This is a genomic window from Hymenobacter qilianensis (genome assembly GCF_014638675.1).
GTDB lineage: Bacteria > Bacteroidota > Bacteroidia > Cytophagales > Hymenobacteraceae > Hymenobacter > Hymenobacter qilianensis.
In genome coordinates, this window is record NZ_BMFN01000001.1 from 851937 (window position 1) to 867451 (window position 15515).

13 protein-coding genes are annotated in these 15515 nt (G+C 55.8%); 4 read left to right on the forward strand and 9 right to left on the reverse strand.

The window, feature by feature from the left end; translation table 11 throughout:
• Positions 1-225: 225 nt before the first annotated feature.
• The 7 genes from IEW06_RS03560 to IEW06_RS03590 all read right to left on the reverse strand — a co-directional run bounded on the left by IEW06_RS03560 (position 226) and on the right by IEW06_RS03590 (position 8992).
• Positions 226-1467, reverse strand: coding sequence for an ABC transporter permease (locus tag IEW06_RS03560; protein WP_187733864.1), 1242 nt, complete (start codon positions 1465-1467; stop codon positions 226-228).
• A gap of 94 nt (positions 1468-1561) precedes the next feature.
• On the reverse strand, positions 1562-2083 hold the full coding sequence (locus tag IEW06_RS03565) for a hypothetical protein (protein ID WP_187733863.1): 522 nt from the start codon (positions 2081-2083) through the stop codon (positions 1562-1564).
• 90 nt (positions 2084-2173) lie between these two features.
• Positions 2174-2890, reverse strand: coding sequence for an ABC transporter ATP-binding protein (locus IEW06_RS03570; RefSeq protein ID WP_188547451.1), 717 nt, complete (start codon positions 2888-2890; stop codon positions 2174-2176).
• Positions 2891-3380: 490 nt separating this feature from the next.
• Positions 3381-3815, reverse strand: a complete 435-nt coding sequence (locus tag IEW06_RS03575) for a DUF4890 domain-containing protein (protein ID WP_187733862.1) — start codon at positions 3813-3815, stop codon at positions 3381-3383.
• A gap of 103 nt (positions 3816-3918) precedes the next feature.
• On the reverse strand, positions 3919-5964 hold the full coding sequence (locus IEW06_RS03580) for an FAD-dependent oxidoreductase (protein ID WP_187733861.1): 2046 nt from the start codon (positions 5962-5964) through the stop codon (positions 3919-3921).
• Between the two features lie 264 nt (positions 5965-6228).
• Complete coding sequence (locus tag IEW06_RS03585; RefSeq protein WP_187733860.1) at positions 6229-7683, reverse strand: aldehyde dehydrogenase family protein; 1455 nt, start codon at positions 7681-7683, stop codon at positions 6229-6231.
• Positions 7684-8128: 445 nt separating this feature from the next.
• Positions 8129-8992, reverse strand: a complete 864-nt coding sequence (locus tag IEW06_RS03590; protein WP_187733859.1) for an SDR family oxidoreductase — start codon at positions 8990-8992, stop codon at positions 8129-8131.
• Positions 8993-9164: 172 nt separating this feature from the next.
• Here IEW06_RS03590 and IEW06_RS03595 point away from each other — a divergent pair, with 172 nt between their 5' ends.
• Complete coding sequence (locus IEW06_RS03595; protein ID WP_188547453.1) at positions 9165-10289, forward strand: hypothetical protein; 1125 nt, start codon at positions 9165-9167, stop codon at positions 10287-10289.
• A gap of 67 nt (positions 10290-10356) precedes the next feature.
• Here IEW06_RS03595 and IEW06_RS03600 read toward each other — a convergent pair whose 3' ends face one another.
• On the reverse strand, positions 10357-11031 hold the full coding sequence (locus IEW06_RS03600; protein ID WP_187733855.1) for a T-complex 10 C-terminal domain-containing protein: 675 nt from the start codon (positions 11029-11031) through the stop codon (positions 10357-10359).
• A 288-nt stretch (positions 11032-11319) separates the two neighbouring features.
• Between IEW06_RS03600 and IEW06_RS03605 the strand changes: the two genes are divergently transcribed.
• From IEW06_RS03605 to rlmF, 3 genes are all read left to right on the forward strand, one after another.
• Positions 11320-11916, forward strand: a complete 597-nt coding sequence (locus IEW06_RS03605; RefSeq protein ID WP_188547455.1) for a pseudouridine synthase — start codon at positions 11320-11322, stop codon at positions 11914-11916.
• A 191-nt stretch (positions 11917-12107) separates the two neighbouring features.
• Positions 12108-12566, forward strand: coding sequence for a cold-shock protein (locus IEW06_RS03610; RefSeq protein WP_187309662.1), 459 nt, complete (start codon positions 12108-12110; stop codon positions 12564-12566).
• A gap of 325 nt (positions 12567-12891) precedes the next feature.
• Entirely contained in the window at positions 12892-13881 is a 990-nt protein-coding gene (gene rlmF, locus IEW06_RS03615) for a 23S rRNA (adenine(1618)-N(6))-methyltransferase RlmF (RefSeq protein ID WP_188547457.1), read from the forward strand.
• Positions 13882-14076: 195 nt separating this feature from the next.
• Here the strand turns inward: rlmF and IEW06_RS03620 are convergent, their stop codons facing one another.
• The gene (locus tag IEW06_RS03620) at positions 14077-15354 is read right to left on the reverse strand and encodes a PQQ-dependent sugar dehydrogenase (protein ID WP_187733853.1); all 1278 of its coding nucleotides are present in this window, start codon (positions 15352-15354) and stop codon (positions 14077-14079) included.
• Between the last annotated feature and the right edge of the window lie 161 nt (positions 15355-15515).

A 15515-nucleotide genomic window follows, 5' to 3' on the forward strand; every position in this document is an offset into this window, starting at 1 on the left:
GAGAGTCCGAACGATTAGCTCCCATCCTTACCAAGGAGGGGATGCTTTGGCGCAGCCAAAGCTGGGGTGGTTGCGGTTGTTGTTTAGTTGTTTGATTGTCTGGGGGGCTTTTTAACGAAGCTGACTAAACAACATCAGCAACGTCCTCAACCACCCCAGCCGCCCCTTTGGCATGGCGTCCCATCCTTGGTAAGGAGGGGAGTTTTTGTTCTCATTTTATTCAGTTCATTCGGCTCTTAAAGCTTCAATAGGTTTCACATTGGCTGCTTTCATGGCGGGCACCAAACCGGCTATGGCACCAGCTATAACCAGCAGTATAATGGCGCTAACGGCCACCGTCACGTCTACTTCCGGCCGGTCGAAGTAGGAGGTAGTACCGCCGGCCTGTTCCAGCGCATAGCGTACCGCGTCCAGCACGGCCACCCCGGCCAGCAGCCCCAGGTAGCCCGATAAGCCCGTAATGACCACCGACTCTTGCAGAATCATGCTGATAATGCTCCAGGGCGTAGCACCCAAGGCCTTGCGCACCCCGATTTCGCGGGTACGCTCCTGCACAATAATGAGCATGATATTGCTCACCCCGACCACGCCCGCTACCAGCGTAAGCACGCCAATGATGGACACAAAAAGCTTAATACCATTAAATAAGCCCTGAAAACGCTGTACTTCCTCTTCGTTATTCTCTAAGTCAAGGGCCTCCTTGTCGGCAGGGTCAAACTTGTGCCGCGAGGCTAGTAGCATGCGCACCTGGTCTTCGACCTGCTTTACTGGAATACCTGGCTGCGAGGTCAGACCAAAAAGCTGCACCTGATTGTACTGATTAAACGTCGTTTGGAAGGTGCTAAACGGCGTGTAGGCCCGTTCTTCGTTGCGGCCCTGATTTTGGGTGTTGGTGAAGGTGCCCACTATTTTGAAGAAAACTCCCTTCACCTGCACATACTCGCCCAAAGCCGGCTCATCGCCAAAGAGCACTTTACGCACCTTCTCGCCCAGAATCATCACTTTGCGCCGCTCAATCACGTCCATCGGATTGAGCAAGCGGCCTGAATGGAGCACCTCACCGTTCAGCTCGAAAAAATCGGAACTGGCCCCAAACACTTGGTAAGAGCCATTTTTGGTGCCTCGCATAATGGTATATTCGCCAAAAAGCCGGTTGCGGGTGGCCAGCAAGTCTACGCCATCTATCTGGCGGCGAATAGCATCTTGGTCAACGTTGGTGAGCTTGATTTCGCGGCCGGGCTTGAGGCCATTGTACGGAATGGACGTTTTACCGCCGCTGATATACAAGCTGTTGCGGGCACCGGCACCAAATTCCTTGAAAATGCCGTTCTCCATTCCCTTGCCAGCACCCAGCAATAGCACGAGCATAAAAATTCCCCAAAACACCCCAAACGCAGTCAGGAAGGTGCGCAGCTTGTTGCGGCGCATCGTACCCAAGATCTCCTGCCACTTATCGATGTCGAACATGGCTTTTGAGGCTGCTTTATGAAGTACTGTGGAAGTTGATTTGTCGGTGCCACTAATGAGCCGACGTATGTCTTGCTGGGGGGCTTTTTTAGCCCTACTTGCAGCTCTGGCGCACTTTTTCCAAGCGCTGCATCACGTTTTTAACTACCGCTTCGTTGGTCGTGTACAGTGGTAAATCGAAGGTGATACTGTCGCCACCCTTTTTCTGCCTTTTTATTTTCAGCTCGTAGTATTTCTGGTCGTCGTCATCGGTTTCTGCCTCATAGCTCAGGTTTGTTACGTCGGCCCATTCAAAGTCCAGCTTCATTTCAAACAGGCCGTCTTTGAGCTTCACGCCCCAGCCCGATTCGCCCTTGCTGTAGCTCACCGACACCGGCTGCGACATCTGCACATCGGCTTTATTGTCACGGATAATCTGCTGGGCGTGGCAGCCACTGAGCACAAACTGCAAGTCCTGATTTGGCTTCTTGGGGTTGCGCATCAGCTGCGTTATCTGCTTAGACAAAGCCTGCTTATCCACATTGCCGGATACGGTTTTCGCCACGTTGGTCGTGACCTGGGCCTGGGCGGTGCCCACCAGCAGTAGCAGCGCCCACATCAGTAAGTTCTTTTTCATAGCTCAGAAAGGTTAGCTCGTTTGTTCTAAAAGGCAGTAAGCGGGAAGGTATTCAGCTTAGCGAAGCAGCTGTTTTGTGGTGTTCGTGATTTAGCTGATGAAGCGCTGAGCGGCCAGCATCTCTTCATCCGTGCCTTGTTCATCATCTATCACCAGGCCGTCGCGCACCCTAATTACGCGGTGAGTCTGGGCGGCAATGTCGTTTTCGTGGGTCACGATGATAACCGTCATGCCTTCGCGGTTCACCTGCTTGAAAATGTCCATCACCTCCTGGGTGGTATGCGTATCGAGGGCGCCGGTGGGTTCGTCGGCCAGGATGAGCTTGGGTTGGCTAATGAGGGCGCGAGCAATGGCCACGCGCTGTTTTTGCCCCCCAGACAGCTCGCTGGGCAAGTGGTCGGCGCGGTCGAGCAGGCCCACGCGGTCGAGGTACTCTAGGGCCATGCGGTTGCGCTCCTTTCGCCCTATTTTCTGATAGTAAAGCGGCAGCGCCACGTTTTCCATGGCGTTTTTGAAGCTCAACAGGTTAAACGACTGAAACACAAACCCCAGAAACTGATTGCGATACTGGGCTGCCCGCGTCTGCGAAAGGTTGCGGTCAATGCGGTTGCCGGCCAGGTGGTACTCGCCGCTGTCATAGTCGTCGAGGATGCCCAGGATATTGAGCAAGGTGCTTTTCCCCGACCCGGATGAGCCCATTATACTCACTAACTCCCCTTCCCGGATGTGCAGGTCGATGCCTTTGAGCACGGCCAGTCTGTTGGGGCCTACTGCGTAACTTTTACGGATATCGCGCAACTCAATCATAGCAGGAAGAGCAAAAACCGGGTTAAGTGCCTAACCTAGTAGTAGGCAATACAAAGTAGAAGAATTTTCTTTATAATTCAAAGAGACCGTAGTCTTAATTTATGAATAAGCTCTGATAACCAGTGTCTTTACTTTTCTATATATGTATCCAGCAACTCAAAAGATGCTCAGACTAGACCAACGGTTGCCTCATGAGACCGAAGTATAATTGCTAAAACCAATATATTTTCAAAGTATTATCCGTCAGCTAGTTATCTTTATAAGACTAATGGTAAACGAAACTATCATACAAGAAAAAGCCCCCCAGCATCACGCTGGGGGGCTTTTTCTTAAACACTTATCAAGGCGGTCATGCAGAGCGGAGCATCTCGCGTGTCGTCATTGAGTTACCATTGCAACATCAGCACGTGAGATGCTTCGCTCCGCTCTGCATGACCGCCTATCTTTATTGCATTCGTATTGCTTTAGACCTTAACAGCCCAAAATCTTTCTAGCGTCCTCCGCTCGATTTACGGGACTGCATTTCAGCCTGCATTGCCCGCTTCTTGGTCTGGTATTGCTGGTATTGAGTAGGCGTAAGCACCTGTTTGAGCTGGCCTTCCGAGCGGGCATTAATGGCTTTCAAATCAGTCATTAGGGCTGTGCGGTCGGCACCATGCTTTTTCTGGGCATCATTCACCTGCTCCACGGTGGAAGTCAGGATGGCACGCACTTTCACTTGCTGATCGGGGAGCAATTTCAGCTCGTCGGTCATCACGTCGGTCAGGTCGCGGGCGGCGCGGCGCTCTACGGGCGCGGCCGGGGCCGGCGCCGGGGCAGCAGTGGTAGTAGGAGCATTCGGAATATTAGCCTTTTTGCGACGGGCACAGCTAAACGTAGTGGCCATCAGCAGGGCCAGAGCAAGAAAGAAAGGGGCGGAACGCATGGGACAGAATGTAGGAGTGTGCCCTGCATACGCGAAAATCCGGCAAATGGTCATCTCCTCCCTCCTGCCCCGACTATTTGCCCCCCGCCGCACCGCTCAGGCGTTACTCACTAACGGCCATCTGCCGCCTCGTTTTTTCGCCGTTGGCTACCAATCTGGCCTTTATTTCCTGGGCAGTATAGTGGGCCAGCGCCATAATGGTCAGCATGGGATTGACGCCGCTACAAGCAGGAAAGGCCGAGCCATCGGCCACGTACAGGTTGCTGACCTCGTAGGTTTCGCCGCTGGGGGCTAATGGGTGCGTTGCTCGCACGCCACCCATGCGGCAGGTGCTCATCTGGTGGGCGCTGTAGAGGCTAAACTGGTTTGGCTTCCAGCCTAGGTGCGGCAGCTTCTCCAGCACCTCAGGGTTTTGTATCACGCCATTTTGGGCATGCAGCGTGGGCAAAGTGCCGTGGGGCAAATACACCGTGTGCGCCCCAGCTGCTACATGAATTTCGGCGGCGGCGCGCACGCCCTGAAGCATAGAATTGCGGTCGAAGGGGCTAAGCACGTAGTCGACCAAGGGAGCCCCGTGCTGATCGATTGTTACGCGGCCGCCATCCCGGTCGCGGGTCAGCACAATGAAGTTGCCCAAATGCGCCGCGTTGAGCATCAGCTGCTTGTGCTGCTCGCCCGATTGCCAGGGCAGCACCATAGCCATCAGGCCCGCGTGGGCGGGGGGCGTTTCCAGCTTCACCCCGAAGTTGGTGCCATCGAGGCGCGTGAAGCAGTCGTTGACCACCGACATGCTCGGCCCATGCCACGGATTTATCAGCTGCGGATACAGGCCCGAAACAGCCACCGTGGGGTGCAAATGCAGATGCTGACCTAAGTGCGGATGGCGCAAACCGCTGCGCAACAGCAGCGCCGGCGTCTGGATGGCGCCACCAGCCACCACCACGCGCCGCGCCCGCACTGTCACGCGCACTTGCTTGCCATCGGAGGTGGTGTGCACGGCTTCGGCGCCAGTGGCCTGGCCGGCCTGTATCGTCACGCGCTCCACCCGGGTATCGGCCAGCAGGCGGGCTCCGTGGGCGAAGGCCTGGGGCAGATAGGTATTCAAAGTGCCTTGCTTGATGCCGTACCGGTCGCCCATGGTAGTGTAGCCCAAGCCCTGGAAGTCCGCCTCGGAGTCGGTGAGGCCTTTTTCATTCCTCGGAATCAATCTGGTACTCTGCCCGAGCTTGGCCGAGCCTTCCAGCAACGCCTGGTTCTGGCCGTTGTGCCGCTGATAATTCGTATTCACGCTCAAAGCCCGGCTTACGGCGTCGAGGCTGTTCTTAAACTCAGCCGACGTAAAGTGTGGCACCTGGTGCTCCTTGGCCCATTCTTCCAGCACATAATCAGGAGTACGAAACGAGCCAGCCCAATTGACGGTGGTGCCGCCGCCCAGGCAGCTGCCGGCCAGCAAGGCTACGCCGCCATCCTGGGTGCACAGGGCGCCGCGCGCGTCATAAAGCTGGCCCATCATATCTACTTCGCGCTGGGTGAAGTCGCAGCCGTGGCAGTAGGGGCCTTTTTCCAGCACCAACACATCGTGGCCAGCCACAGCCAATTCGGCGGCTACCACGCCGCCTCCGGCTCCGCTGCCTATCACCAGCACGTCGCAGTCGTAGGTAATATCGTTGGTGGGGCGCAGGGTTTTCAGCGGTTTTTCGGTGTTCACGACCTCCTCGGGCAGCGGGCCAGGGTAACCCAGCGCCGCCCAGGTAGCGTTGCCTTTTTCCGCCGACGACGAGCCGTAGTAGAGGAAAGTGAGCAGCTTGCGAAGGGCGTGAAACCCTTTACGCAACTGGGGCACATTACTTCCCGCCCAGCTTTGCAGCATCTGCTGGCGCTGGGCTGCATCCAGGCGCACAAAGGGCTTGAGCGGCCCAAACCAGGTCAATCCTAACGCCGGGTTTTCCAACAGCTTGAGTAACTGCTTAAACTCCTGCTGAGCGCCTTCCGGCTGTGCAGAAATGGCGGCAAAAGCTTTATCGACGTCAATGCCCTGGGAGCCGCATTGGGCCCAAAACTCTGCCTTCTCGGTTTTGCCTTCAATGCTGGGGATAAAGGTGTCGGCGAGGGCGTTGAGAAGGGTGCGGTGGGCGGGAGTGGGATTCATAATCAATTCAGAAGCAGAGTATTGTCCGCGCTGATCACGGGTCTGAAAATATCGGTATTTTTTTCGATATACTCGGCATGCCGCGTAGTTTGGGGCGCGAAAAGTTGTCTGACGGCGGAAACGGACGTCACATAAAGTGGTAGAGGCGCAAGATTTTGCGCCTCGTCGTTGCTGATATTATTAGATATGGTGGGCTCGCTTTGTAATGCGTCGTTCAACGACGAGACGCAAAATCTTGCGTCTCAACACGGCACGGACCAATGCTTAAAACCACTTCATCACCATTTCTATCATCTGCTTCACTTTGGGCGTGTAAGGTGGATAAAGGAGCTTGATTGAGGTTTGGCCGACGCGCTGTTTCAAGACGGCTTTCAGATTGGAAAATGAGTCGAAGCCGTAGCGGCCGTGGGCGCGGCCCATGCCGCTGTTGCCGAGGCCGCCGAAAGGCAGCTCCGGGTGCATGAGATGAATAATGGTATCGTTGAGGGCAACACCGCCAGCCGGGGCGCGCTTGAGGACGTAGCGGCGGTTTTCGGCGCTGCGGCTGAAGAGGTAGAGAGCCAGCGGGCGGGGCCGGTCGTTGATAAAGTCTACGGCTTCCATGAGGGTGCTGTAGGTGCGCAGGGGCAGCACGGGGCCGAAGATCTCTTCTTTCCACAAACCAGCTTCCACTGGCACTTCGGCCAGAAGAGTGGGCTCAATAAAGTTGTCCGATGAATCGACGATGCCGCCCATCTCCAAAATGCCCCCCAGGCGCTGGCCTTCTTCCAGCAGCTTGCTCACGCGCTGAAAGTGATGCTTGTTGACGATGCGCGCAAAAGTATTCGACTGCTGCACGCCTTCGCCGGTAGGGTCGTGGAGGCGGCGGGTGGCGGCCCTGATTTCGTCGATCAGCTTGTCGCGCACTTTCTCGTGCACCAGCAGGTAGTCAGGAGCCACGCAGGTTTGGCCGGCGTTGAGGAATTTGCCCCACACAATTTTCTCGGCCGCGTCGCGCAGGTGGGCGGTTTCATCCACCAGCACCGGCGATTTGCCCCCCAGCTCCAGGGTCACGGAGGTGAGGTGCTCGGCGGCGGCTCGCATGACTATTTTGCCAACTTGTGGGCTACCGGTGAAGAAAATATGATCGAAAGGCAGCTTCAGCAGGGCCGTGGACACGTCTTTGTCGCCCTCGCACACTACTACTTCGCTGGGGTCAAACACCTCCTCCACCATTTGCCGGATGAGGACGCTGGTGGCGGGCGTCATTTCGGACGGCTTCAGAATGCAGCAGTTGCCTGCGGCCAGGGCGGAAGTCAGGGGGTCGACGGCCAGGTAGAAGGGGTAATTCCAGGGGGCAATGATGAGCACCACGCCTTTGGGCTCGGGCTGCACCCAGCCTTTCGTACCCATCATGGCCAGGGGCGTGCCCACGCGGCGGGAGCGCATCCACTGGGCCAGGTGCTGCATGGTGTGCTTCAGCTCTACCTGCGACACGTAGATTTCCGACATATCCACTTCCTCCGCGGGCTTGCGGAAGTCGGCGTACATGGCCTGCTGAATGCGTGTGCGGTTGTTTTCTATCCACTGGCTCAGCTTACGCAGGCGTGCAATCCGCTCGCTGGCGCCCTCCCGCCGCAGGACTTCGCTGCGGGTTTTGAGCCGCCCAAACAACTCCGGCAGCAGCGCAGGATCAAAGGGGGCGGAGGCGGCAGCAATCGGAGTATCGAGGGTTTCCATGCGGGTGGGTAAGTCGGGAAAGAACGTCTTCTAAGGTATGAAATTTTGGCGCGCTGCTATTCATGGCGAGTTTAAACCCAACTAAGTACTGCTCTAGCTGCGTTGGCTTAGCCTAAATGATCTTATATAAAAAAAGCCCCCCAGGAAATGTTTGGGGGGCTTTTTTATATCGCAGTACCTAATTCGACCGTCATGCAGAGCGGCCGCGAAGCATCTCGCGTGCTGATGTGAGGAGTGCTAATCAACAAAAGAGAACGTCATGCTGAGCGGAGTCGAAGCATCTCTCCCGCTTCGTTGCAATAGTATTGATTCTACTAACCAGTAGAGATGCTTCGACAGGCTCAGCATGACGGTTAGTGTGGCAACCTCAGCACGCGAGATGCTTCGCGGCCGCTCTGCATGACGTTCAATTGGTATTAAACGCATCTTTTACAGCTTAAGCGGCTTACGTATTCACCGTTTCGCCGCCGTTAGGGTGCAGGGTTTGGCCGGTGAAATACGTGGAGTCGTCGGAGGCGAGGAAGACGTAGGCGGGGCCTACTTCGGAGGGCTGGCCGGGGCGCTTCATGGTGGTGTCTTTGCCGAAGGAAGCTACTTTATCCGGCGGGAAGCTGGCGGGAATAAGCGGTGTCCAGATGGGGCCGGGAGCCACTGAGTTGACGCGGATCTTCTTCTCGGCCAATTGCTGAGCCATCGACCTGACAAAGACCGTGATAGCGCCTTTCGTGGCCGAATAATCGACGAGCTGCTGGTTACCCCGGTAGGCATTAATCGACGAGGTGCAGATGATGGAGTCGCCTTCTTTGAGGTGCTTGAGGGCGGCGCGCGTCACGCGGACGAAGGAGAAAAAATTAACCTGAAAGGTGTCTTCCCACTGCTCATCCGACACTTCCTTCAGGTCTTGACTGGGAAACTGCTCGGCGGCGTTGTTGACTACGATATTCAGGCCACCCAACTCATCGACGGTGCGCTCCACTATTTGCTGGCAGTACTGCCGGTCGCGCAGGTCACCGGGCAGGGTGAGGCAGCGCTGGCCTTCCGCTTCTACCAGCTGGCGCGTTTTATAGGCATCTTCTTCCTCGGTGGGCAGATACGTAATGGCCACATCGGCCCCCTCGCGGGCAAAATGCACCGCCACGGAGCGGCCGATGCCGGAGTCGCCGCCGGTGATGAGGGCTACTTTGCCTTGCAGCTTTTCACTGCCTTTATAGTTGGGCCGAATATATTCGGGTTGGGGCGTCATTTCCTGCTCCAGGCCGGGCTGCTGATCCTGCTTCTGGGGCGGCAATGTCGTGGGCTTATTTTCCATAGCTAGTAATTGATTAGGATGAAAGCTAACAACGCGAGCTTCTACGAAGGGTTATTGTTCAGTTGGGCGGAAGCTGGAGGCTTTTTGACGGTTGGCGGGCGGGAACGTTTTGCCAGGGCTCCGATGTAGAAGCCTTGATTACTAGCTTCCGGCTTCACACACTTATCCCTCCATGTTGCTGACTTTTCTGCGCCCGGCAATGCGCTGGGTAGTAGCCTTACTTGCGGGGGTGCTTTTACTGGCGGCGCAGTCGGCGGGGCCGGTGCCGCCCATTCGGTTGCTGGCTCCTACCCAAACATTTGCCCCCCAGGAGTTCTACGTAGCGCAGGTGGTAGACGAGCGCCCCGACCGCCGCGCCGTGGCTTCGTTGCTGCCGCCTTCTACCGTTGCTGCACCAGCTTCCAAAGCGCAAGCTATTGATTTGCAAGGCGGTGGCGCTAGTGCTATTCGGAAGTTTATTCAACAAACACTTCCTGCCAATAAGCAGCTGCGCCCCATAACCATCCGTTTGCGGGAGTGTAAAGTCACGGAGACGTCTGACCCCAAAGCGCCCGGCCGCGTAGATGGCCGCATGACGATAAAAATGGCCTTCGACTGGCAGCGCGACGGCCAAACGATAGCACTAACCGAGTACCAGGGCGCGGCCCGCTATGGCCGCCCCGCCGGCCAGCTTGCCGTAGTGGAGCCCACGCTACGTCAGGCGCTAACTGAAGCGATGCGGTACCTGCACACCTGGGTAAAGCAAAATGCCCCCCACAACGCCAAACTGGCTACTGGCGTGCAGGTTTTCTTCACCGATTACATCGATAATCAGGAAGCCGACACGCTGTTCTACGACCCCAAGCGCCCCCTCGATTTTGCTGATTTTAAGGGTACCCGCCAATCTGGTGGTAATACCGCAGCGGTGATATTTCCCAACTTCGCGTATCAAGGCTCCACGAAGGTTGTGGGGGGCAAAATGCAGCTCCGTATTGCCATGAAAACCTTCGTGGTGCGCAGTTCCTCCTGGGTAGCCGACCATGCCCGCACACCCTATACGCTCAACCACGAGCAGCGCCACTTCGATGTGGTAAAGCTGGTGGTGGAGCGCTTTAAGCATCGAATTCGGCAGGATACGCTGTCAGTCGATTATTACGCTGGCCACTTGCAGCATCAATACCTGTTGTCGTATCAGGAAATGAACCGCATGCAGGAACAGTACGACGGCGAAACTGGGAATGGCACGAACGACGCCGCTCAGGCACGCTGGAATGAGCGCATTACGAAGGAGCTACAGGCGTTTGGTGTAGCACAATAAGCTATAACAAAAAGCCCGCACCATGACTGATGCGGGCTTTTTGTTGAATAAGCGCTTGGCTCAAAATCTAGTCTTTCACTTTGCGCTCGCCATCATCGGCGTCGCGCTTTACTTTCGTGCCGTCAGGATATTCGATTTTGCGGTCGCCGTCTTTGTCCACTTTCACGGTGCGACCGTCGGCGTACACGGTTTTGGATTCACCGTTCTTCTTCCTCTCAGACTTCACAATGGCCGGGCCCTGGCGGCGAGCAGGAGTAGCAGGGCGCGGGGCGGCACTTGAAGCGCCAGACTGAGGCACATCCTCTTCCGCTTCGGCAGCGTATTCTTCGCCCGTGTAATAGGTGGCGCGCTTTTCCTCGTAGGTCATGTAACGGTCATCGTCCTTCACAATGTCCTTGATTTTGGTGTCGGTGTCGCGGTCAATTTCGCGCAGGGCCGTGGTGCGGCCGGTGGTGTCGGCGGCGTAGCGGGTGTCTACTTCCCCGAGGCGGGTGGCGCGGGTATCGTACACACGCCGCACCTCGCGAACCTGAGCGGTGTCGGTAATACCCAAATCGGTAGTGACGCGATTGGCTACGCGGTTGCCTTGCTCGCGGTAGAGCATCACCACGTCGTTATCAGCTACCACGGCCGTATCGGCCGAGGGCGTCGTGGCCGCATCAACGGCGGCTTTTTTGTCGGTATTGCAGGAAGCCAACGACAAAGCGGAGGCGCAGGAAAGGAAAAACAGAGCGGATTTCATGGTCAGGGAACAGAAAATGGAAAATAGGCATTAGCTAATACATTGCCGTCGGCCGCTGTACGATGACTGTTGAGCCGAGGTTGGGTCAAGGTGTAGAAGCGGCGCTAGTTGTGGCTGTTCCATCAAACGGTTAGCGCACACGCCACGGGAGGAGCCAAGATGCTTATTATCAGTTTAATTCTTGATTAGTAATAAGATAACACATCTTTGCGTACCAGCCTTATTTCCTGCCGAAACAATTGCAGTATCCGTCGCTTACCCATCCAGTTAATTTAATTCGTCTCGTACATGTCGCATCAACACTTCATAATTCACAAGCCGTATGGCTATTTAAGTCAGTTCGTCTGTGAATTAAAAAAGAAGAAGTTGCTCGGCGACTTACACAATTTTCCGGAAGGCACGATGGCTATCGGGCGCTTGGATGAGTCGAGTGAAGGGCTATTATTGCTCACCACCGACGGAAAAATGAGCGAATTGGTGCGCAGCAAAAAAGTAGAGAAAGAATATTACGCCCAGGTCGACGGAATAATTACGGACGAGGCAATTGCGCAATTACAACAAGGCGTCGAAATTGGTATTCGCGACGTAAAATACCAGACCACGCCCTGCACCGCATTTAAATTAGAAACGGCACCGGAATTTGCCCCCCGTACCCGCAAAATTCGCGATGACCGTCACGGCCCCACCAGCTGGGTATCCATTACGCTCACGGAAGGCAAGAATCGGCAAGTGCGCAAAATGACCGCAGCCGTCGGTTTTCCGACGCTGCGCCTGCTGCGCGTGCGGGTTGGCGCTATCTATTTGCACGATTTGCCCCCCGGCGACGTAATAGAACTTGACAGCTTTTACCTGCCTCAACAACAGGAAGAAGTTGAATTGCTGTAACTTTGATGATTCCCTGCCCCGTTCCTTCTTTCATCAGGCAGGTGCTCCCCGCGGTTCAGCTTTATACTAAGACGTTTATGCCTTGTGCTGAACTTTAGTTTTTCGCCGTCTGTAGTAAGATGATGGCCTGCTTTGAGCCTCTGGCTTTGCCTGGCATTACAATGTGTATTACTTAAAATCAAAAAATAAAAATGGCTAGATCACAAGCAACGTTTGGTAAAAAAGAGAATGAGAAAAAACGATTAAAGAAGCGTACCGATAAGGCTGAGAAAAAAGAGGAGCGCCAAGCAAACGCGCAGAAGGGTCAGAGCCTAGAGGATATGCTGGCTTACGTTGACGAAAACGGCAACATCGTTGATTCTCCTCCGGATCCAAAAAAGAAGAAGGTTATTAATCAGGAGGATATCCAGATTACGACCATGAAGCAGGAAGACATGGAGCAGCCCGACGTTATTCGGAAGGGTGTGGTGTCTTTCTTTAATGACTCGAAAGGCTACGGCTTTATCAAGGATCAGCAGACCCAGGAAAGCATTTTTGTGCACGCCAATGGGTTGATCAACCAGATCAAAGAAAACGACAAGGTGACGTTCGAAGTGGCCATGGGCCAGAAAGGACCAACCGCCGTTTCTGTTAAATTGGCCGAGGCTTAGCTTTTGATAAAACGATCTACGCCAGCGTACTAACCTTCGGCATAAAGCGGCCGCAACTCCTCGGAGCTGCGGCCGCTTTTGCGTTTGCTAGCGCCTGAGTAGCGCTGTACTGACTTGGATTGCCTGTCATACGAGTACATATTGTAGCTTAAGCAGGCGGTCATGCAGAGCGGAGCGAAGCATCTCGCGTGTTTAGTAAGAGTAGTAATCCTTCGTCAGCACGCGAGATGCTTCGGCTCCGCTCTGCATGACCGCCTATTGATTTACTAGTCAATAGTCAATGCTAGAGCAGTCTTGATTCGCCTTCATTTACCCCTCTACCCCAATGACAACCCAACCGCCCCAGGATACCGCCGAGAAAGACCCGTTGCACCCGCGCAACCGCCACCGCGGCCGCTACGACTTTCCTCAGCTAATCAAGACTTCGCCGGAGTTGGCGCCGTTTGTGGCCGTGAACAAGTACGACGACACCAGCATCGACTTCGCCAACCCTGAAGCCGTAAAAGCGCTGAACCGGGCGTTGCTGAAGCAGTTTTATGGTATTCAGAACTGGGATATTCCGGCCGGCTACCTGTGCCCGCCCATTCCCGGCCGCGCCGATTACGTTCATTACTTAGCTGATTTGCTGGCTTCCGTCAATGGCGACGTGGTTCCCAGAGGCAAAAGCATTCGGGTGCTTGATATTGGCGTGGGGGCCAATTGCATCTACCCTATTATCGGGCATAAGGAGTACGGCTGGCGCTTCGTGGGCACTGATGTGGATGTGGTAGCCCTGCGCATGGCCAAGCAGATAGTTGCCAGCAATAGCACCCTGGCCGGCAACGTAGACATACGCCGCCAAATTTCCTCCACCCAGATTTTCAACGATATCGTCGAGCCCAAGGAGTTCTTCGACCTGACCATGTGCAATCCGCCGTTTCATGGCTCCCAGGCCGAGGCCGAAGCCAGCAGCCGGCGTAAGGAGCACAACCTCGGCACCCAAAAAGCCCCCCAGACTCCGTCTGCCCCGAACTTTGGCGGCCAGGCCACGGAGCTGTGGTATCCCGGCGGCGAGGCTACGTTTTTGTGGCGCATGGCCCAGGAAAGCACTTTAAGCAAGAGCAACATTTTCTGGTTTACGACGCTGGTATCCAAGAAGGAAACCCTGCCGGGCCTGTATAAGTCGCTGGAAAAGGCAGGGGCCGTCGAGGTGCGCACCATCAACATGGCGCAGGGTCAGAAAAGCAGCCGCATCGTGGCCTGGACGTTTCTGGACGCCCAACAGCAGCAGGCGTGGCGGGACAAGCGCTGGGGGGCAAACCCGGCGCAGAAGTAAGTTTGCGGCCGGACTTTCTTTCCCTATTTCGACGCCAGGTGACTGCTATGCCCACCAATCTACATTGGGAGGGGCAACTCTTTTTAACCTGCTCTAGAAACCCAAAAGCCCGACGAGAACCTTATTCTCGTCGGGCTTTTGGGTTCTAAATGAATACAGGCAGCGGCAATTTGCCCCCAGCGCTTGTCTTGCTTTCTACGAGCCAGCCTGGGGGGCAATTTTCCACAGCTCGCCGTCGGCCTCATCCGTCACCACGTACAGCGCGCCGTCCGGCCCTTGTTTTACATCACGCACGCGTTGCTTGCGGTCGGAAAGGAGACGCTCTTCGCCCGTTACGCGGCCATTCTCGATTTGCAGGCGCACCAACTCCCGGTCTTTGAGCGCCCCCACAAACAGGTTGCCGCGCCAGGCCGGAAAAGCGGCGCCGGTATAGAACTGAGCCCCCGACGGCGCAATCACCGGATCCCAGTAATAGACAGGGTCCACGAAGCCTTGCTTGGTGGTGACGGAGTTGGGCACGGGCTCGCCGGAGTACTCTTCGCCAAACGTTACCAAGGGCCAGCCGTAGTTTTTGCCGCCCTCCAGACGGTTCAGCTCGTCGCCACCCTGCGGCCCCATATCCACGGACCAAAGCTGCCCCTGCGCATCAAACGCGGTAGCCTGTACGTTGCGCTGCCCCACCGTCCAGATTTCGGGCAAGGCACCGGCCTGTTTAATGAATGGGTTATCCGGGGCGGGCTTGCCGTCGGGAGTGATGCGCAGGGTTTTGCCCATGTGGCTATTCATCTGCTGAGCCTGGGGCCGGATTTCCTTGTCGGAGCGCTCACCCAGACTCACGTACAGCATACCATCCGGCCCAAACGCTAAGCGGGAGCCGTAGTGCATGTCGCCGTCGTAGGCGGGCAGCGCCCGAAATATCACTTTTACTTGGCTCAGGCTCCGGCGATCGGCGGAAAGCACCCCTTTGGCTACGCTGGTGGCGTTGCCTTTGTCGCCGCGCGGCTCGGAAAAAGACCAATAAATCGTTTGGTCAGTTTTGAAATTTGGGCTCAGCGCAACATCCAGCAGGCCGCCTTGCCCAGAGACGTAAATCTCGGGCAACCCTTTGATGGGCTCTCCCACTTTCCCCGTGGCCGATACAATGCGCAGCATGCCGGGTTTCTCAGTTATCAGCAGGTCGCCGGTGGGCAGCGGCTCCACGGCCCACGGGTTTTTGAGACCTTTCGCCAGCACCGTCACCTCAAAGGCAGCAGTCGATTTCACGCCCTTGGCCCGGGTTTGTCCGGCGAAAGTGGGGCGCTGCCCGGGCACGTTGGCCTCCCGGGTTTCGAGCGGGGCGCGGTTGATCTGGTCGGCAATCGAAGAGGTTTCGGTGTTCTGGGCCTGGTCGCGCTGCTCCTGGCCCGATTGGTTGCAGGCAGCGGTAAGGCCAGCGAGAAGAATGGCCGTAACTACAAGTGGTCGTCTGTTCATTAGGCGTTGTTTTGAGAAGTATAAAAGCTGGTTTACACATAAGCTGTAAGCAGAAGCACGGCAGCTACATAGCCTTACGCAAAAACAAGCATAGGTTGCCTATAAACAGGTTAGAGTCAGTTTGGTAATCAATAATGGAAATTTGGCGGTCATGCAGAGCG